The organism is Streptomyces sp. NPDC032940, assembly GCF_040636935.1.
Taxonomy (GTDB): domain Bacteria; phylum Actinomycetota; class Actinomycetes; order Streptomycetales; family Streptomycetaceae; genus Streptomyces.
Window position 1 is genome coordinate 507,387 of record NZ_JBEZVJ010000001.1, and the last position, 16,336, is coordinate 523,722.

The window sequence follows — 16,336 nt, forward strand, 5'->3', positions numbered from 1 at the left end:
GACTACTGCTGCCGTTCTACGGCTTGCCGCCGCCGGACACAACGACGCGAGGCCGTCCCCAAACTACGGGGACGGCCTCGCGTACGAGCCTGATTTATCGCGTTTCGCGGTGCGCGGTGTGCGCGTTGCAACGCGGGCAGTGCTTCTTCATCTCAAGACGGTCCGGGTTGTTACGCCGGTTCTTCTTGGTGATGTAGTTCCGCTCCTTGCACTCCACGCAGGCCAGCGTGATCTTCGGGCGGACGTCGGTGGCAGCCACGTGAGTGCTCCTTGACGAACGGATTGATGGTATTAACGCAGGAAAGAGTAGCCGATTGAAGGACCGACCCCGCAATCGGCTACCAGAAGTAGCGGTGACCGGACTTGAACCGGTGACACAGCGATTATGAGCCGCTTGCTCTACCGACTGAGCTACACCGCTGTGATGCGATCGGGTCCCGCCTTGCGGCGGGAACCTCTCACACCAGAGCCCCAAAACGGAATCGAACCGTTGACCTTCTCCTTACCATGGAGACGCTCTGCCGACTGAGCTATTGGGGCGAGCGATGAAGACATTACACGGTCGCCCGCCGTTCGCCCAAATCCGTTTCGCGGACCCTGCCCCGTCCCGTCCCCGCAGCCCTGACGGGCCCGGTGGGGGCTGCCCTGTGCGGCGCGGCCCGGACCGGTACGACTATTGCGCTCCTCCGCGCCGCGGGCAGGTCACCGCCCTAGGCTCGACCGCACTCTGCGTGATCTTGCGTTCGCCACTGCGCAGTCCCGAGCCCAGAGGAGTGCGATGCCCGACAGCCAGCCGCAGCCGCCCCACTCGCCCTTCCCCTCGGGCCCGGCCGGACACGGCTCCCTGCTGCTGTCGGGGGCACGGCTCGCCGACGGCCGCGTCGTGGACGTACGGCTGTGCGGCGGGCGCATCGAGGCGGTCGGCACGGCCGGCAGCCTGACGGCGGCCCGCCCCTCCGGGCCCGGCACCCGGGTCGACCTCACCGGGTACCTCCTGCTGCCCGCCCCCGCGGAACCCCACGCCCACGGCGACACGGCGCTCACGGCCGACGCGCCCGGCCCGGTGTCTCACCAGCCCGAGGACGTCCAGCGCCGGGTCACCGAGGCCGTCCTGCTCCAGCTGGGGCACGGGGCGACCGCGCTGCGGGCCCATGTGCGGGTGGGTGACGTCTCGGGGCTGGGCGCCCTGATCGCCGTGCTGCGGGCGCGGCGCACGCTGCGCGGGCTGGCCGAGCTGACGGCGGTGGCCATGCCGAGGGTGCTGACCGGGGTGGCCGGGGCGGACGGGCTGGCGATGCTGCGGGACGCGGTCAAGATGGGCGCGGACGTGGTGGGCGGGTGTCCGGACCTGGATCCTGATCCGGCGGGGTACGTGGAGGCGGTCCTGGAGGTCGCCGCCGAGCACGGCTGCCCCGTCGACCTGCACACCGACGCCGCCGACCCGGCGCGGCTGGCCCGGCTGGCGGCGATGGCGGGCGGACTGCGTCCCGGGGTGACCCTCGGTCCCTGCGACGGCCTGGGGCGGCTGCCCGCCGACGTGGCCGGCCGGGCAGCGGACCAGCTGGCGGCGGCCGGGGTCGCCGTGCTGTGTCTGCCGCAGGGGTCCTGCGCCCAGGGCGATGGCGGGGGTGCCGACCGGCGCGAAGGCATCGCTCCGGTACGGCTGCTGCGGGCTGCGGGGGTGCGGGTCGCCGCCGGGAGCGGGGCGCTGCGGGACGTGTCCAACCCGGTCGGGCGGGGCGACCCGCTGGAGGCGGCGTATCTGCTGGCCTCGCGCCACGGGCTGCGGCCCGAGGAGGCCTACGACGCGGTGAGCGGCGCGGCACGGGCGACGCTGGGCCTGCCCGAGGTGCGGGTGGAGGCGGGCTTCCCGGCCGAACTCCTCGCGGTGCGCGGGGACCGGCTCTCGGGTGCGCTGTCGCTGGCGTACGGCCGGATCGTGGTGCACCGGGGCCGGGTGGTGGCACGGACCAGCGCGGTACGGGAGTACGGCGACTCGACGGCCTCCGCGGAGCTGGGGCTGCCGCGGCAGGGGCGCGGGGAGCGGCCGGAGTGAGGGGGCCGGAGTGAGGGGCGGGGGCCGGACTGAGGGGCGGAGCGCGGACTGAGGGGCGGAGCGCGGACTGAGGGCGACGAGAGGTGGCCGTGGGGCGCGCCGGAAGCGGCCGAAGTCGTGCGGCGTGGGCGGCCGTCGGGGCGTACGGTCGAAGACATGCGCATTGTCATCGCTGGTGGTCATGGTCAGATCGCGCTGCGGCTGGAGCGCTTGCTCGCCGCGCGCGGAGACGAGGTGGCGGGCATCATCCGCAAGGCCGAGCAGGCCGATGATCTGCGCGCGGCCGGTGCCGAACCGGTCGTGCTCGACCTCGAGTCGGCCTCGGTCGAGGAGGTCGCGGAGCGGCTGCGGGGCGCGGACGCGGCGGTCTTCGCCGCGGGCGCGGGCCCGGGCAGCGGGGCGGCCCGCAAGGACACGGTGGACAAGGCGGCGGCGGTGCTCTTCGCGGACGCGGCCGTCCGGGCGGGCGTACGGCGCTATGTGATCGTGTCGTCCATGGGCGCCGACCCGGCGCACACGGGGGACGAGATCTTCGACGCGTATCTGCGGGCCAAGGGCGAGGCGGACGCGTACGTGCGCGCGCAGGAGGCGCTGGACTGGACGATCCTGCGGCCCGGCCGGCTCACGGACGACGCCGGCACCGGCCTGGTGCGTCTGGAGGCCCACACCGGCCGCGGCCCGGTCCCGCGGGACGACGTGGCCGCCGTGCTGGCGGAACTTGTCGACACCCCGGCGACGGCCGGTCTGACCCTTGAGCTGATCAGCGGCCCGGCGCCGGTGTCGGTCGCGGTGAAGTCGGTGGCGGGGAACTGAACTCCCTGCGGAACGCCCCTCAGAACAGGGGCAGTTGTCCGGGGAACTCCGGGACGGCGTAACCGTCCAGCGCGGGCTGCGCGGCGTCCGACGCCGCGTACCGCCGGGAGCCGGGGCAGGACACGAGCTCCCCGGCGGCCCGCGCTCCGGGCGGGTCGTGCCGCGCGAAACGCCCGGCGACGACGGCGATCTCCCGGCGGCACTCGGGGCAGGTCCTGCGACGCGACGACATGGCCCCAGCGTAGGACGCGTGAACGCCGAAAGGGTCTGTGAACAGCATTACTGCTGGTCACAGACCCTTTCGGTCTTGTGGCGGCGCCAGGATTCGAACCTGGGAAGGCTGAGCCGGCAGATTTACAGTCTGCGCGGCCAGAGCCACCTCACCTGCGCGTTCAAGCCGCGCCGTCACGCAGCACCCCCTCATGCCCCACGACTCAACGACCTCCCCACTCCCACCAGGGCAGGCCTCGTTGTCAGTGGCCCCCCATAGCCTTCAGCAAGTGGGCCTAGGCCGCCGACCTTCCTCAGCACGCAGGCAGCCCTCGCGCTGTACCGCCCGGACGAAGATCGAAAGCCCTCATCTCTGCAGCTAGGAGGCCTTGAACCTATAGTAAATCGAACGTACAATCGGTTACGGCAGGTAACTGTCCGTAGCTTGATCGGAGTTGAGGGAGCTAACATGGCGTCATGTTGAAGCGCAAGCTGGTATTCCACAGTTGGGGCTCGGTGGGCGGGAAGCCTGACTTTGATCCGCGCGACGTCGCAGCTCGACTGCACTCCAAGATCGCCGACAACGGAGACTTCGCCATCTTCGACAGCGGTGACGCTGTAACGGCTGTGGAAGTGGTACAGGTTGGCTCGGACGGAGAGCCGACTAATTTCAGGCTTTTTGCGCTGCGCAACGCAGACAATAGGCCTTTCAAGTGGGATAGCGCGGGAAGCGTGAGCCCGATATCCCTTCGAGCTCACGAATATCCGGCCGACGTTAGCCACGTTTCCCTTTGGCCTGACGGAACGTGCGCACAAGACTACGCGAAGGAGGTTCCCCGGCTCTCCCGACTCTCACTCTTCTTGCGCCGAAAGATGAACGCGCACGTCAAGTTCGATGCGCTCTACCGGGAGGACATGCTCACCAAGCTAAAAGCACTTCAAGGACAAATCAGGTCAGTAGAGGTCGCCATGACCAAGCGACACCCCGACAACTCAGGAGGTGTATTTGGAACTCTGATCCCAGAAACTTTTGGACATCGAGCGCCTTCCATTCGCTTCACTCTTGGCATGGGGCGCTACGGCCCACGCGATCGGTATCTAGATGGCGAGACCGAAGAGCAGATTTTTGCTCTAGCTGAGCAGGCCGACGATTTTGTAAGCAACATGGTAATCCGTGGACGAAGCAGTGCGACGGGGAGAGTCGAGACCGTTAATCTCTTGCAGGAGCGACTGCAGACTGAGACTGAGTTTGCCAGGAGCTCCACCGTGCCGTCGATGCCAAACCCAAATGAGGTCTTTCGAGCTCTCGAACAGACCTACCAGACATTCCAGCGCGACGGAAAGATTGCCTCTGCCGTACAAGGACAGCAGATGCGAGGTAACGGATAGCTAGCAGTGGGGGGCCTGCGTGTTGCGACGAGTCGGGCAGTGGATTGACCGAAATCTTTGGATCCTTCCGTTTCTCTCATTCCTACTCACAGAACTCGTCCTCACCATCCTCCATTACACCGAGGGTGACCCTTTACTGCTGGCGAAAATAAAAGCAGAGAATCGCAAAGAAATATACTCCTCACTCACTGGCTCTTCCAGTGGACTTCTAGGTTTCGCTCTGGCCGCAGTCGCCATCATGGCAGCGTTCGGCAGGCGAAGCGCAAGCACGCAAGATGAGAGGCAGCGAGAGAATCAACTCGCTGATGCACGAGTTGGAATCAGTAAGATTCTTCTTGCGACCAGCCTTTTCCTTATGACAATTCTGGTCACGGCTACGGTCGCAATCGGGATCGACGATCAAAAGGACGGATCTTTTACGCTAACAAGCGTCATCACATCTTCCGTCGTGTCGAGCTTGCTGGGGCTGTTTGTAAGCTGCGCCGGGTTGGTCCTATCCCTCGCAGAGAGAAGCCGTGAGCGGTAGCGGATTACATGCATCTTCAGAATCGCGGTTCAGTGACGATACCAGCGTGCCTCGCGTCTCTCTTGCTGACCACGTAATCGCTTCGGGTACGCTGGTACGCACCACTTCAGAACGGAGGGTGTTTCGCGGATGGGACCGAAAACAACTCAGGTCTACGAGACGTTGCGGGAGCGTCTCACGGCCCGCGAGTATGCCCCGGGGGACAAACTCCCTTCCGAACGTACGTTGGTCGCAGAACTCGGAATCGGCCGGACGGCACTACGGCAGGTCCTCGCCCGCCTGGTTGCCGAGGGGGCCCTGGAGGTGCGGGGGCGCAGTTCGTACCGAGTACCAGGCGCCGTGAGTGTCGAGCGACCGGAGGGTGTGGAGCCATGGCGTATCCATGGCGAGCGCGACCTGTACGACAACCGGTGGGTGAAGCTTCAGCTCTGGGACGTGGAGCCCCCCGGCATGAAGTCGTTCGAGCATCACGTGGTGAAACTGCATCATGTAGCGGTGACCGCCGTTCTGGACGACCAGGACCGCGTACTCATGATGTGGCGGTACCGCTTCGTGCCTCAACAATTCGGCTGGGAACTTCCCGGTGGCATCGTTGACCCCGGTGAGGAACCTGCGGACACGGCGCTGCGGGAAGTAGTCGAAGAGACCGGCTGGCGCCCAAAGGCTCTCGAACACATCGTGAGCTATCAGCCCATGGTCGGCATGGTCGACTCACCCCACGAAATCTTCGTCGGTCACGGAGCGGAGAGGGTTGGTGAACCGACCGACCTGGAGGAAGCCAGCCACATCGAGTGGGTCCCCCTCGCAGACATCCCCGGGCTCATGGCCCGCGGTGAGCTGATGGGGTCTGGCACCCTCGTTGCCCTACTGCACATCCTGGCCAGTCGGCGCGCGCAAGGGGTCACAGTCGCGCGCTGAGCATGTCGACGCGGCGGCGCTGCCGGACCGAACCGGTCCGGCCCGCCAACAGGCGAGCTTGCCGCAGGTGCGTGCCGGCGTCGTCGTACTCGGCTCGGATGAGATGCGCCTGGGCCAGGTCGGCGTGCAGACCGGCCCGGGCGCGCACGAAGGTCGGGTCCATGACCTCAAGCGCACCGTAAAGGCTGGTTACCGCCGACTCCTCCCCGAGTAAGGCGAGCACGTTGCCCTGCCACCGGGCGAGGTGGGCATCGTTCAGGAAGATGCTCAGCATGTCTGGGTCCCGGTCCTCAGGGCCCGGTGGAATGGCGGCAAAGGCTGCTTCCAATGCCCGTCGGCAGTCGTCTGGCATTCCGGCGTGCGCGCAGATCTCTGCTTCCGCGGCATACAGCCACGCACGTAGCCGAACGGAACCGGCTTGCCCGGCGATGCGCTGCGCGTCCCGCACGAGGTCCACTGCGAGCGCTGGCCGACCTGCCTCACAGAGGACGTAGGACTGCTCACCCATGGCGTGAGCCAGGTACATGGGCGCCTCAGCGTCGCGCGCCGCGCGCTTCGCGAGTTCATAGTGCCGCCACGCCCTTTCAATCGCCCCCGAGTCAATCGCCTGCCAGGCTGCCAGGGTCGCTGCGCCGGCGAGCGCGAGTGCCACCGGCCGACGCGCGGCAGGCAGTACGGCGAAGTTAAGCGCGTCCTCAAGGGCGGAAAGGTGGCCGGTCATTTGATCGACCAGTGCCGCAGCCCCCCTCTGGCGGTCCATGGTGCGCAGTAGCTCAGTCTGGTCGCTGAATGCCTTCACCATGGACTCGCCGACGCTGCTAGCCGAGTCGATCCGGCTCAGAAGATCGTCGTAGCCGTCTGCGATCGGTGCCGCAGGCGCCGGGGCGTTATCCCGCAGCTCCCCGTCCGTGACGCCAAGGAGCTGTCGCAGGATACGCGCGTACCGGTCGGAGATGGTGCGCTTGCCGTTCTCCCACTCGGACACGTAGACCCGCAAACTGGCGGTCGACGCAACATCTCCGAGGTTCCGTCGGGCGAACTGCTCGATCTCGCGAACCAGGCGTTCTTGAGACCACCCGCGCGCCGTCCGCGCGCTACGAAGTCCCGTACTCACGGGCCACCTCCCGGCGTTGGTTCCTCGCGCCACCTTGCCAGCATGACGCATGTCGCCGCAGGTCAACAGGGGTTAACAGGACGCCAGTTAAGCCTTGTTGGCTACCGACACCCCTGCCTCCAGAGGTCTTCTGGAGATGCAACACAGCGGTCAGACGCCACCCGATTCAGCGAACCACCTTGACACTGGTGCGCACCAGATGCACTCTACTGGTGCGCACCAGATTGCCAGGGGTGCTCCTGAAATCAGGCGCATGGCAACGCCCGGAGGGCTCCGTGAAACGGGCTCGAAGGAAGTGCCGGCTCTTTGAGAACTGCATAGGTGGGCCCCGTCTCCCCGAGTCGAAAAGACGGACCGCGCGGCAGGTAGTCGCGCCCCTTGATGTCCCTGCGAACGCGGGAGGTCGGTGTGTACCGACGACATATCCAGGCGCCGCCCGTTCGGACCGGCCGGCGGTGCCTTCGGTAGTTCGGTCCGTTCTGGTTCGCAGCGCTGACGCTGCGGCCGGCTGCCTCTCCCGCCCGTCCGGCGCGCGCACCGCGTGGGGACGTACGGGCGGGAGTGCGGGGAGCCGGAAGCCCGTTCGCCGCCGTGCGTACGGGCGCCGCCCACTCACTCCCACGATCCGAGGAGACAGGGCTATGCGCAGGATCACCAACCCCAAGCATCCGCACGTCGACCAGGTCGGCACGGACGTGCAGCACAGGGGTGAGACGCACCGGATCACGGACGTCGGCGGGAGCTACTTCAAGCTCGTCCGTCTCCGTGACGGCTACGGCGAGAACGTCAAGATCAGCGACGTCAACCGCCGCCGCTAACCCCCGGCCCGCGCCTCGCGGGCTCCACTCTCAACGGCGCGCGCCCCCGGTGCTGGAACACCGGGGGCGCTGTTCGGGCCGTTTCACCTGCTAGGGAGACCACGACCCATGGACCACATCGTCACTGTTCAGGACGCTGTTACCGCGTTCGCCGACTTCATGGAGCCGACGGACGCGGAGCTGGACGCGATCGAGCGGGAAATGCCCGTCATCCTGGCGGACGTCGACCTGCTGGACGCGCACATCGTCACCCTGTATCGCACGCCGACCGAGCTGGACGCCCGCCGTATCCGTCGGGCCCGCCGCCGTGCGCTCGCCGCCCGCGTCGCGCTGGTCAACTCCGCGGCCGGTGCGAGCCTTCCCGGGGGTGCCGCGTGAGTGCCACCGATCGGAACCTGACCGCCGCCCACGCCGAGGTGAAGGCGGAGATCGCGCGGACGGACACGAAGACGGCGCTGCTGCTGGCGTTCGTCGGCGCGGTGCTCGCTGGAACCTGGACCGTCGCCCGCGACCTTCCCCTGACTGTCCCCGTGATCGTGGCGGGCGGCGTCGGGCTGGCCCTGCTCGTTGGCGCGGCTGGCATGCTGCTGCGGTCGGTGCGCCCGAACTTGAGCGGCCGGCATGGCTTCCCCCTGTGGGCCACCCTCACCGCCGAACAGATCAGCGACGCTGTCACCTCCGATCTGGCCGCTGACATTGCCGGACTGTCCCGGCTCGCGGTCGCCAAGTTCACGTGCCTGCGCCGCGCGGTCGACCTGACCATGGCCGGCGGCGCGCTGCTCATCGTCGCCGCCCTGCTCACTGTCGGGGGTGCGGCATGAGCCTTCACCGCAGGGGCCGTGCTGCCCTGGTGCTCGCGCTGGTCGCCGTGGTCGCCATGGCGTTCCGGGTGTCGTGGAACGCGCTGCGGGACATCGCCGGTGCGGTCGGTGCGGACGCCACGGCGGCGACGCTGTATCCGTTCGTGGTCGACGGTCTGATGGCGCTCGCCCTGGTCGCCACCCTCGTCCTCACCGACGACGCCCGCCGCTTCGCGCTGCGGGTGCTGGGCGCCTACACGGTCGCCTCGCTCGTCCTGAACTACGTGCACGGTCTGGTCCCGGAACTGCACGGCCGATCGGTCGACTGGTCACGGCTCGCGGAGTGGGACCCGGCGAACTGGGCGCTGGTACTGCTCGCCACGTCGCTCCCGGTCGGGTCGATCTACTTCGGTTCCGATCTCGTGGCGAAGGTGCTGCATCACCGGCCCACGCCGATCCCGACACCGATCACGAATGCGGAGGAATCGACCGAGACCGATATGAAACGGTCTACGGCTGACCTCGCGGTATCGACCCAGGCGCCGATCTCCCCGAACGTCACCGCGCTGCCCCGTCCGGTGGCCGTGGGCTTCCTGAAGTCGACTCTCCCCGCCAAGCCGCTCCCCTCGCTCGTCTCGGCCCCTGTCGCACCGGTGAAGCGGATCGAGCGACGTGCGACGGTGGCCGCGGAGTCGACCCGACCGCGCCGCGCCACCGGCCGCGTGCCCGAGGCGGCGAAGCCGACCCGGCCCAAGCGCACCCGTGACGAGCTGCTCGCCGAGGCGCGCGCGGTGACGGCCGATTGGCCGGACGCGAAGGTGACCGCGGAGGGCATCCGCCGGGAGGTGCGCACCTCGCCGGCGAACGCCCGGACGTTGCGGGACACGATCCTCGCCGAACGCGCCACGGCTGAGGCGGTGGCGTGATGGGGGCGCTGCCGGTGTTCCGGTGGCGCCTGGCCCCGGACGGCTACGCCACCCGCCGCCAACTCCGTGCCCGCGGGCTGCGGCCCGGCGGTCAGGACGTGGCCGCGCAACTCGAACGGCCGCGCCGTCGGCGCGGGCCGCTGGTCGCCTACCTCTACCGCGTCGACCTGGCCAAGCCTGTCCGGCCGATGACTCCGGCCCGGTGGGCGGCACTGGACGCCGCGAACCGGGCCCGCCGCACCTGCCCCGAATGCCGCACGGACGCCGGCTACATCATCCCCGCCGCACTCGGCGCATGCGTGACCTGCGCTTTTGCCGAACCTTCCGACTCCCTGAGGAGTGCTTGATGGGTAAGCCCGACACCCGCCGCCTGGACCGCGCCATTCAGCTCGCGAACCGGAAGCTGGCGGCCGTGCAGAACCGCGAGATGTGGCCGCTGGACGGACGCGAGCGCCGTGCCGTGCTCGCCGGTCTGGCCAGCGGCGGCTACAAGGTCGTGCGAGGGAAGAGCCCCGCCCGTGCGGAACGCAAGCTGGAGACCGCGTGGGGTTCGGCGGAGACCCGGCTCATCGCGGAGATCGCCGCGCTCACGACGGAGCGACAGCGGATCGTGACCGAGGCCGCGAAGGCGAAGGCGGCCAAGAAGTCGTCGGGGTGGTGGTGACCGTGCCCGCCCGGGAAACGCCGCCGGGTGAGTGCCCGCAGTGCTGGCAGCACGCCCACGACCGGCGCATCCACCGCACGCTGAAGCCGCGCGAGGACTGCCCGCAGTGCGTTGACCACATGGTCAACGGCCACCCCTACCTCGTGCCCAAGAAGCCGTCCCGCTGGTGGTGACCAGCCCCGCCGTGTGACCGCCCGCATGTCTCACGCCCGGGGTGGCCGTCCCCTGCGACGGACCCGGCCACCCCGGCTCTCCCTACCTCCCGCCCCGCAGGGGCAGTCAGGAGAACTTCCAGCATGTCTGAGAACGTCGTTCACCTGCACAAGCACACCGACCCGCCCGCCGACAACGTGACCACGCTGACCGTGGTCCCCGACCCGCCGGCCCCCTCGCCGGTGCCGTTGTGGGTGCGCTCCGGACGGGCCGTCAAGCGTCTGGCCACCGACGAGCGGACCACGACGGCCGCGCGTGCGGTGGCCCGGCACAGCCTCTACGTGGCCGGTGGCGCCCGGATCGTGGCCCGTCGCACGTGGGACGGCCGCACCGCCGCCCGCTACGAGCGTCTGCTCCGTGCCGCCGAGGCCGCCGGGAACTACGAGGCCGCAGCCGAATGGGAGGAGCGCGGGCAGCGCTTCCGGGAGGCCCGCCACCGGCGTCGCATGGATCTGCTCCACTCCCCGCTGGACGCTGCCAAGGGCGTCGCCGTCGGGGCCGGTATGAGCGTCGGCGTGCTGATCGCCCTCGGGGTCGTGCTGGCCATCAACACGGGCCAGGTCGGTGACGTCATCACCCCGCTGTCGGCGACGATCGACTTCATCGCCCTGCTCATCCGGATCGTGCAGATCGTCTGGGGCCCGGCGATCACGATCGGCCCGTTCCTCGCACTGCTCGCCCTGTGGGGCGTCGGCCGGCACCAGCAGGCCGCCCCCCAGTGGGCACTTCCCGCGAACGTCCGGTCGGGCGAAGGTGAGCCAATCACGCCGTCCATCGTGGTCAAGGCCCTGCGCGACCTCGGAGTCCCGGCCCTGCGCAACGCCATCAAGGAGATGGGCGACGCCGGCGCCTCCATGCTGGGCCCGATCCGGATCGCCGGATGCGGCGTGGAAGTCGACGTGACCCTCCCCTCCGGGGTGTCCACGATCGAGGTGCAGAACCGGCGGCGCAAGCTCGCCGAAAACCTGACCCGGCACGAACACGAGGTGTTCATCACCATCCCGCAGGCGGCGCGGACGGTGCGGCTGTGGATCGCCGACTCGGGTGCACTGGACGAGCCGATCGGCCCGTCCCCGCTCGTCACCGACGAGACGATGACCGCCGACTACGCCAAGGGCCGGGCTCCCTGGGGACAGGACCTGCGCGGGGATGCCGCCGCCCTGTCCCTGTACCAGCGCCACTTGCTGATCACGGGTCTGTCCAACCAGGGCAAGACCGTGGCCCTGCGCTCCCTGGCCCTGTGGCTCGCCCTGGACAAGTCGGTGCAGTTCCTCATGGGCGACCTCAAGGGCGTCGGCGACTGGGCCATGTTCGACGGCCTCGCCACCACCCTGATCCAGGGGCCGACCGATGAGCACGTCATCCAGGTGACCGAGATGGTCGAGGGTGCAGTGGACGAGATGAACCGCCGTATCCAGGCCCCGCCCGGCACGACGTTCCCGCCCCTGATCGTGCTGGTCGATGAGGCGCAGGTCGCGTTCATGTGCCCGGCCAAGGACGAGGACAAGCGCCCGTATGGCGGGTCCAAGGCCAACTCCCGGTACTTCATGGCCGTCCGGAAGATCCACAACCAGGGTCGCGCGGTCAACGTGCTGATGTGGCAGGGCACGCAGGACCCGACCAACGAGAACCTGCCCAAGCTCGTTCGCGAGGGCGCCCACACCCGCGCCTCCCTCGCCCTCGGCACCGAGTCGCAGGCCCGCATGGCACTCGGGGACAAGGCCGTCGACGGCGGCGCGGCCCCGAACCTGCTGCGTCCGGGCCTGGACCGGGGAACTCTGGTCGTCGCCTCGGACGGCATCACCATCCCGGCCGGACAGTCGTCCATCACGGTGCGCACGCACTACATCGATGACGAAGCGGCCGTGGCGATCACCGACCGGGCCAAGGCCCTACGCGACGGCGTCACCACCCTGCACGCCATCGACCGCGGCCCGAAGCACGACCCGCTCGCCGACATCGCCGCCGTCATCGGCGACGCGCCCCGCGTCCGCACCAAGGACGTGCTCGCCCGGCTCGCCGCGCGGAACACGGACGCCTACGGCGACTGGTCGTTCCTCGATCTCAAGCGCGTCCTCGACGCCGCCGGTGCCAGCCCGTACAAGTCCGACGGCGTCATGTGCGTCGCCCGCGACCGGGTCACCCGCGCCCTCGCCAACCGCGACGGAGACGGTTCCGCTTCCGTCGAATGACGGCAGGGAGTTGACCCTCGGTGGGGCAGGGAGGCAGGGAGAACTCCCTGACCGCCTCCCTGCCCTGCCTCCCTGGCTCTGACCTGCACGAATGATCGTTCAGGGAGTCAGGGAGGCCCGCAGGTCAGACCCCCGAAACACCCCTCCACAGCACCCCCCGGCAGGGGGTGTCTCCGCCTCCCTGACCAACGTTCGGAAGGGATTCCGCATGTACCCCGAGAACACTCCGCACGTGCCCGCACAGCGGGCGATCGAGGTGCACCACCCGGCCCCGCTGCAGCCCGCCGCCGTCGTGCCGGCGCAGGTCGTGGCCGTGCAGCCCGGGGCCGTCCCGGCTGTGGCGAGCATCGTCTTGCCGGACGGTCGCGTCGTCACCGGCTACGCCATCAACCCCACCCAGCCCGAGCCGGTCGCCGTCAAGCCGGCCGTCTCGCGGACGGCGGTGAACGTCGCCCTCGGGGGCGCCGGGGTCCTCGCGGTGTGCGGCGGACTCATCCTGCTCACCTCGTTCATCGCCGCGCTCACCGCGTTCATCACCCAGCTCATCACCCTCGCCGCCGTCATCTTCGGCGGCTGGGTCGCCGTACAGGTGCTCAGCGTGAGCGGCCACAAGGGCGGGACCACGGTGAACATCCGGCGGGCCGTCTTCAAGCGCAACCACTTCCACGGCTGACCGGAGAGGACCCCCATGGCGCTCACCACGATCACGTGCATCGTCGCCATCTGCGACCTGTGCGGACGGCGTAACACCGACACCGAGGACGGCGCCCTCGCGGACCTGACCATCGCTTACGGCGACGCCCCCGCTTGGACCCTCACCGCCGACGGCCGCCTGATCTGCGACCGCACCGACCAGTCCCACCACGAACAGCGCATCCACGTCCACGGCTGGCACCCCACCGACGGCGCCACCTCCCTCACCTTCACCCCCGACACGCCCTCACACCGGGCGCACCCCTAGCTACGCCAAGGGCGGCCCCCTCGTCTCGCCAAAGCCGCGGGGCCGCCCTTGTCACCCAGCACCCTTCGACAGGACTGGAGACAACCAGCATGACCCATAACCCCCCGTCCGTGCTGCTGTCCGCAGCGCTGGACGCCGCCGAACGCGGCTGGCACGTCTTCCCGCTCCGTCCCGGCACCAAGCGCCCGGCCCTGCACGGAGAGACCGCCTGCCCCCGTACCGGGCCATGCGCCGACGGGCATCGCAAGTGGGAGGACCGGGCCACCACCGACCCGGACCGCATCCGTGCTGCGTGGGAGCGGGCGCCGTTCAACGTCGGGATTGCCACCGGCCCGTCCGGGCTGATCGTCATCGACCTGGACACGCCAGAGCACAAAGGCAGTCCGGACGCGCCTGACGGCGCGACAACCTTTCGAGCGCTCTGCGAGCGCGCCGGGCACACCGTCCCCATCACCTTCCGCACCCGGACCGCGAGCGGCGGACAGCACCTGTACTTCACCGCCCCGTCCGGGGTGCGGCTGGCCAACACCGCGGGCACCGTGGCCGCTTCGGTCGACACCCGCGCGTGGGGTGGCTACGTCGTCGCCGCCGGCAGCACCCTGCCCACTGGAACCTACGAGGCTCTGAACGCCCCGGAGACGGCCGCACTGCCCGGATGGCTACTGAGCAGCCTGCAACCCGCCCCCGCCCGCCCGATGGGCCCGTTGCGGCTTCCTGCGGTGGATGGAAGCCGGGCGGCCGTCGCCGCGCTGGAAGCCGAATGCGCGAACGTGACCGCAGCGCCGGAGGGGCTGCGGAACGTCACGCTGAACCGCAGCGCGTTCAAGGTGGGCCGATTCGTCGCGTGGGGCGACCTCCCCCGGAACGTGGCAGAGGAGGCCTTCCAAGCGGCAGGAGAGACCGTGGGACTCACCCCGGCCGAGTGCCGCACCACCATCCGCAGCGCCCTGGACAGCTCCCTGCGCACCGCCCGACCCCGGGAGGCGGCATGAGCACCCCCGGCCGCCCCCACTTGGAAGGCCAACCGGCCGCACCCACCGACCCGCACGCCGCCCGACCGGGCCCGGCGCCGGCGGCCGTGGGCGAGCCGAAAGGCGCCGCCCGTCAGGGCGTCGTCACTGCCTTTCGCTCTGACCGGTTCCCGGCCCACGACGTGCGCCCCGACGCAGATCCGACGCCGGAGCGGCCCGGCATCCGCGTCTACGCTCCGCCGGTCTACCGCGACCACTGGGACGGCGCCCGCTGGTCCAAGCGGTACAGCGCCACCCCCACCGCCGCATACGCCTGCTCCTGCGGCCAAACCCGCACCGCCCGCGGACAGGACGCCGTGGCCGCGCTGATCACCGAGTACGCCGCCCACAAGCACTTCTGCACCGGCACACCCGCCGCACCCCATGAAGGGAGGGCCGCCGCATGACCCCCAGCATCGACGGGGCCGCACTGCTCAACGAGGTGGAAGCCTTCCATCGCCGGTTCAACGTCTTCCCGCACGAGGCCGCCTACGTCGCCGTCGCGTTGTGGGACGCACACGCCCACCTGCTCGACTGCTTCGACTCCACCCCCCGGCTCGCCTTCCTCTCCCCCGAGCCGGGATCGGGCAAGTCGCGGGCGCTGGAGATTGTGGAAACCCTCGTGCCACACCCCATGGTCGCCGTCAACGCGTCCGCCGCCGCCCTGTTCCGGGCGGTTTCGGGGGCCGATGGTCGGCCGACGATCCTGTTCGATGAGATCGACACGATCTTTGGCCCCAAGGCCGGGGACAACGAGGAATTGCGCGGTTTCCTCAACGCCGGACATCGTCGCTCCGGGGTGACCTACCGGTGCATCGGCGACGGCGGTAACCAGACCGTGCAAGCCTTCCCGTCGTACTGCGCGGTCGCGGTCGCCGGACTAGGCAACCTCCCCGACACGATCATGACCCGCTCGGTCGTCATCCGGATGCGCCGCCGGGCCCGCAACGAACGAGTGGAACCGTTCCGGGCCCGCGTCCACGAGGCAGAGGGGCACAAGCTGCGTGACCGGCTCGCGCAGTGGGCGGAGCAAGCTCGCGCTTCCGTCGTCGGGGCCTGGCCCGAGATGCCCGACGGCGTCACTGATCGGCCCGCCGACGTGTGGGAGCCGCTGCTCGCCGTCGCGGACGCCGTCGGCGGCGACTGGCCCCGACGGGCCCGGGAATCGTGCGTGACGCTGGTGACCGCCTCGCAGTACACCGACAAGCACAGTCTCGGAATCCGGCTGCTCACCGACCTGCGCGACCACGTCCTCATCGGCATCGACCGCCTGCCCACCATCGCCATCCTCGACCGGCTCAACGCCCTGGACGACGCCCCCTGGGCCGACCTGGACGGCAAACCGCTCGACAACCGGCGCCTCTCGCGGATGCTCGGGGAGTACATGACGGCCGACAACGAGCCGATCCGCTCCCGCAACATCCGCACCGCTGGCGGAGTCCTCAAGGGCTTCCACGCCTCGGACCTGGAAGACGCGTGGGCCCGCTACTGCCCCGCCCCCCAGAACACCGCTACAGCCGCTACGCCGCTACAGCCCAGCTCAGAGCCCCCGAATCTGTAGCGGCACCGCAGCGTGTAGCGGCTACGCAGACACCGCCGTAGCGCGTGCGTAGCCGCTACACGCCACCCCTCCGCTACAGGAAACCACCCACTGACCTGCGATGTAGCGGTGTAGCGGCTGTAGCGGACTTCTGAGACGGCCCCCGAGAGTCTTCACCCCGCGAAG

General features: G+C 69.4%; 20 protein-coding genes and 3 tRNA genes. 17 read left to right on the forward strand and 6 right to left on the reverse strand.

The window, feature by feature from the left end; genetic code table 11:
- Positions 1 to 94 precede the first annotated feature (94 nt).
- From rpmG to AB0E77_RS02375, 3 genes are all read right to left on the reverse strand, one after another.
- Entirely contained in the window at positions 95 to 259 is a 165-nt protein-coding gene (rpmG, locus tag AB0E77_RS02365) for a 50S ribosomal protein L33 (RefSeq protein ID WP_003948671.1), read from the reverse strand.
- Positions 260 to 348: 89 nt separating this feature from the next.
- A tRNA-Met gene (locus AB0E77_RS02370) sits at positions 349 to 421 on the reverse strand.
- 46 nt (positions 422 to 467) lie between these two features.
- A tRNA-Thr gene (locus AB0E77_RS02375) sits at positions 468 to 540 on the reverse strand.
- A gap of 238 nt (positions 541 to 778) precedes the next feature.
- Between AB0E77_RS02375 and AB0E77_RS02380 the strand changes: the two genes are divergently transcribed.
- Positions 779 to 2,056, forward strand: coding sequence for an amidohydrolase family protein (locus AB0E77_RS02380; RefSeq protein ID WP_361564285.1), 1,278 nt, complete (start codon positions 779 to 781; stop codon positions 2,054 to 2,056).
- A 156-nt stretch (positions 2,057 to 2,212) separates the two neighbouring features.
- The gene (locus AB0E77_RS02385) at positions 2,213 to 2,869 is read left to right on the forward strand and encodes an NAD(P)H-binding protein (protein ID WP_361564288.1); all 657 of its coding nucleotides are present in this window, start codon (positions 2,213 to 2,215) and stop codon (positions 2,867 to 2,869) included.
- A 19-nt stretch (positions 2,870 to 2,888) separates the two neighbouring features.
- Here AB0E77_RS02385 and AB0E77_RS02390 read toward each other — a convergent pair whose 3' ends face one another.
- Together AB0E77_RS02390 and AB0E77_RS02395 are read right to left on the reverse strand one after the other, a co-directional pair.
- Positions 2,889 to 3,101, reverse strand: coding sequence for a hypothetical protein (locus AB0E77_RS02390; protein ID WP_361564291.1), 213 nt, complete (start codon positions 3,099 to 3,101; stop codon positions 2,889 to 2,891).
- A gap of 78 nt (positions 3,102 to 3,179) precedes the next feature.
- Positions 3,180 to 3,273, reverse strand: a tRNA-Tyr gene (locus AB0E77_RS02395).
- Positions 3,274 to 3,556: 283 nt separating this feature from the next.
- On the opposite strand from AB0E77_RS02395, the gene AB0E77_RS02400 reads away from it, so the two are divergent.
- Positions 3,557 to 4,468, forward strand: coding sequence for a hypothetical protein (locus AB0E77_RS02400; RefSeq protein WP_361564293.1), 912 nt, complete (start codon positions 3,557 to 3,559; stop codon positions 4,466 to 4,468).
- Between the two features lie 655 nt (positions 4,469 to 5,123).
- Positions 5,124 to 5,912, forward strand: a complete 789-nt coding sequence (locus tag AB0E77_RS02405; protein ID WP_361564296.1) for an NUDIX domain-containing protein — start codon at positions 5,124 to 5,126, stop codon at positions 5,910 to 5,912.
- Here the strand turns inward: AB0E77_RS02405 and AB0E77_RS02410 are convergent.
- On the reverse strand, positions 5,896 to 7,026 hold the full coding sequence (locus AB0E77_RS02410) for a helix-turn-helix transcriptional regulator (RefSeq protein WP_361564298.1): 1,131 nt from the start codon (positions 7,024 to 7,026) through the stop codon (positions 5,896 to 5,898). The genes AB0E77_RS02405 and AB0E77_RS02410 overlap by 17 nt on opposite strands.
- A 641-nt stretch (positions 7,027 to 7,667) precedes the next feature.
- Between AB0E77_RS02410 and AB0E77_RS02415 the strand changes: the two genes are divergently transcribed.
- From AB0E77_RS02415 to AB0E77_RS02475, 13 genes are all read left to right on the forward strand, one after another.
- Positions 7,668 to 7,844, forward strand: coding sequence for a hypothetical protein (locus AB0E77_RS02415; RefSeq protein WP_361564301.1), 177 nt, complete (start codon positions 7,668 to 7,670; stop codon positions 7,842 to 7,844).
- A gap of 108 nt (positions 7,845 to 7,952) precedes the next feature.
- On the forward strand, positions 7,953 to 8,222 hold the full coding sequence (locus AB0E77_RS02420; protein ID WP_361564303.1) for a DUF6284 family protein: 270 nt from the start codon (positions 7,953 to 7,955) through the stop codon (positions 8,220 to 8,222).
- Entirely contained in the window at positions 8,219 to 8,665 is a 447-nt protein-coding gene (locus AB0E77_RS02425; RefSeq protein ID WP_361564306.1) for a Pycsar system effector family protein, read from the forward strand. The genes AB0E77_RS02420 and AB0E77_RS02425 overlap by 4 nt, the downstream gene beginning before the upstream one ends.
- Complete coding sequence (locus AB0E77_RS02430; RefSeq protein WP_361564309.1) at positions 8,662 to 9,570, forward strand: DUF2637 domain-containing protein; 909 nt, start codon at positions 8,662 to 8,664, stop codon at positions 9,568 to 9,570. The genes AB0E77_RS02425 and AB0E77_RS02430 overlap by 4 nt, the downstream gene beginning before the upstream one ends.
- Positions 9,570 to 9,917 carry an RRQRL motif-containing zinc-binding protein gene (locus tag AB0E77_RS02435; protein ID WP_361564312.1) on the forward strand — a complete coding sequence of 116 codons (348 nt, stop codon included), beginning with the start codon at positions 9,570 to 9,572 and terminating at the stop codon, positions 9,915 to 9,917. The genes AB0E77_RS02430 and AB0E77_RS02435 overlap by 1 nt, the downstream gene beginning before the upstream one ends.
- Positions 9,917 to 10,234 carry a hypothetical protein gene (locus tag AB0E77_RS02440; protein WP_361564314.1) on the forward strand — a complete coding sequence of 106 codons (318 nt, stop codon included), beginning with the start codon at positions 9,917 to 9,919 and terminating at the stop codon, positions 10,232 to 10,234. Before AB0E77_RS02435 ends, AB0E77_RS02440 begins: the two co-directional genes overlap by 1 nt.
- Positions 10,231 to 10,407: a pRL2-8 gene (locus AB0E77_RS02445; RefSeq protein ID WP_361564436.1), complete on the forward strand. Its 177-nt coding sequence runs from the start codon at positions 10,231 to 10,233 to the stop codon at positions 10,405 to 10,407. Before AB0E77_RS02440 ends, AB0E77_RS02445 begins: the two co-directional genes overlap by 4 nt.
- Positions 10,408 to 10,530: 123 nt before the next feature.
- Positions 10,531 to 12,639 carry an FtsK/SpoIIIE domain-containing protein gene (locus AB0E77_RS02450; protein ID WP_361564317.1) on the forward strand — a complete coding sequence of 703 codons (2,109 nt, stop codon included), beginning with the start codon at positions 10,531 to 10,533 and terminating at the stop codon, positions 12,637 to 12,639.
- 208 nt (positions 12,640 to 12,847) lie between these two features.
- Entirely contained in the window at positions 12,848 to 13,312 is a 465-nt protein-coding gene (locus AB0E77_RS02455; protein WP_361564319.1) for a hypothetical protein, read from the forward strand.
- Positions 13,313 to 13,327: 15 nt separating this feature from the next.
- Entirely contained in the window at positions 13,328 to 13,600 is a 273-nt protein-coding gene (locus AB0E77_RS02460; protein ID WP_361564322.1) for a hypothetical protein, read from the forward strand.
- 89 nt (positions 13,601 to 13,689) lie between these two features.
- A complete protein-coding gene (locus AB0E77_RS02465; RefSeq protein WP_361564325.1) occupies positions 13,690 to 14,592 on the forward strand; it encodes a bifunctional DNA primase/polymerase in 903 nt (300 codons plus the stop codon).
- A gap of 161 nt (positions 14,593 to 14,753) precedes the next feature.
- Positions 14,754 to 15,017, forward strand: coding sequence for a hypothetical protein (locus AB0E77_RS02470; RefSeq protein WP_361564328.1), 264 nt, complete (start codon positions 14,754 to 14,756; stop codon positions 15,015 to 15,017).
- Entirely contained in the window at positions 15,014 to 16,171 is a 1,158-nt protein-coding gene (locus AB0E77_RS02475) for a DUF3631 domain-containing protein (protein WP_361564331.1), read from the forward strand. Before AB0E77_RS02470 ends, AB0E77_RS02475 begins: the two co-directional genes overlap by 4 nt.
- The last annotated feature ends 165 nt before the right edge of the window (positions 16,172 to 16,336 follow it).

What these genes read in the sequence shown, in the direction of transcription:
- AB0E77_RS02440 (WP_361564314.1), top strand. Translation starts at nt 9,917, where the DNA reads ATGGGTAAGCCCGACACCCGCCGCCTGGACCGCGCCATTCAGCTCGCG.
- AB0E77_RS02435 (WP_361564312.1), top strand. Translation starts at nt 9,570, where the DNA reads ATGGGGGCGCTGCCGGTGTTCCGGTGGCGCCTGGCCCCGGACGGCTAC.
- AB0E77_RS02415 (WP_361564301.1), top strand. Translation starts at nt 7,668, where the DNA reads ATGCGCAGGATCACCAACCCCAAGCATCCGCACGTCGACCAGGTCGGC.
- AB0E77_RS02450 (WP_361564317.1), top strand. Translation starts at nt 10,531, where the DNA reads ATGTCTGAGAACGTCGTTCACCTGCACAAGCACACCGACCCGCCCGCC.
- AB0E77_RS02460 (WP_361564322.1), top strand. Translation starts at nt 13,328, where the DNA reads ATGGCGCTCACCACGATCACGTGCATCGTCGCCATCTGCGACCTGTGC.
- AB0E77_RS02390 (WP_361564291.1), bottom strand. Translation starts at nt 3,101, where the DNA reads ATGTCGTCGCGTCGCAGGACCTGCCCCGAGTGCCGCCGGGAGATCGCC.
- AB0E77_RS02400 (WP_361564293.1), top strand. Translation starts at nt 3,557, where the DNA reads ATGTTGAAGCGCAAGCTGGTATTCCACAGTTGGGGCTCGGTGGGCGGG.
- AB0E77_RS02475 (WP_361564331.1), top strand. Translation starts at nt 15,014, where the DNA reads ATGACCCCCAGCATCGACGGGGCCGCACTGCTCAACGAGGTGGAAGCC.
- AB0E77_RS02430 (WP_361564309.1), top strand. Translation starts at nt 8,662, where the DNA reads ATGAGCCTTCACCGCAGGGGCCGTGCTGCCCTGGTGCTCGCGCTGGTC.
- AB0E77_RS02380 (WP_361564285.1), top strand. Translation starts at nt 779, where the DNA reads ATGCCCGACAGCCAGCCGCAGCCGCCCCACTCGCCCTTCCCCTCGGGC.
- AB0E77_RS02405 (WP_361564296.1), top strand. Translation starts at nt 5,124, where the DNA reads ATGGGACCGAAAACAACTCAGGTCTACGAGACGTTGCGGGAGCGTCTC.
- AB0E77_RS02465 (WP_361564325.1), top strand. Translation starts at nt 13,690, where the DNA reads ATGACCCATAACCCCCCGTCCGTGCTGCTGTCCGCAGCGCTGGACGCC.
- AB0E77_RS02385 (WP_361564288.1), top strand. Translation starts at nt 2,213, where the DNA reads ATGCGCATTGTCATCGCTGGTGGTCATGGTCAGATCGCGCTGCGGCTG.
- AB0E77_RS02420 (WP_361564303.1), top strand. Translation starts at nt 7,953, where the DNA reads ATGGACCACATCGTCACTGTTCAGGACGCTGTTACCGCGTTCGCCGAC.
- AB0E77_RS02455 (WP_361564319.1), top strand. Translation starts at nt 12,848, where the DNA reads ATGTACCCCGAGAACACTCCGCACGTGCCCGCACAGCGGGCGATCGAG.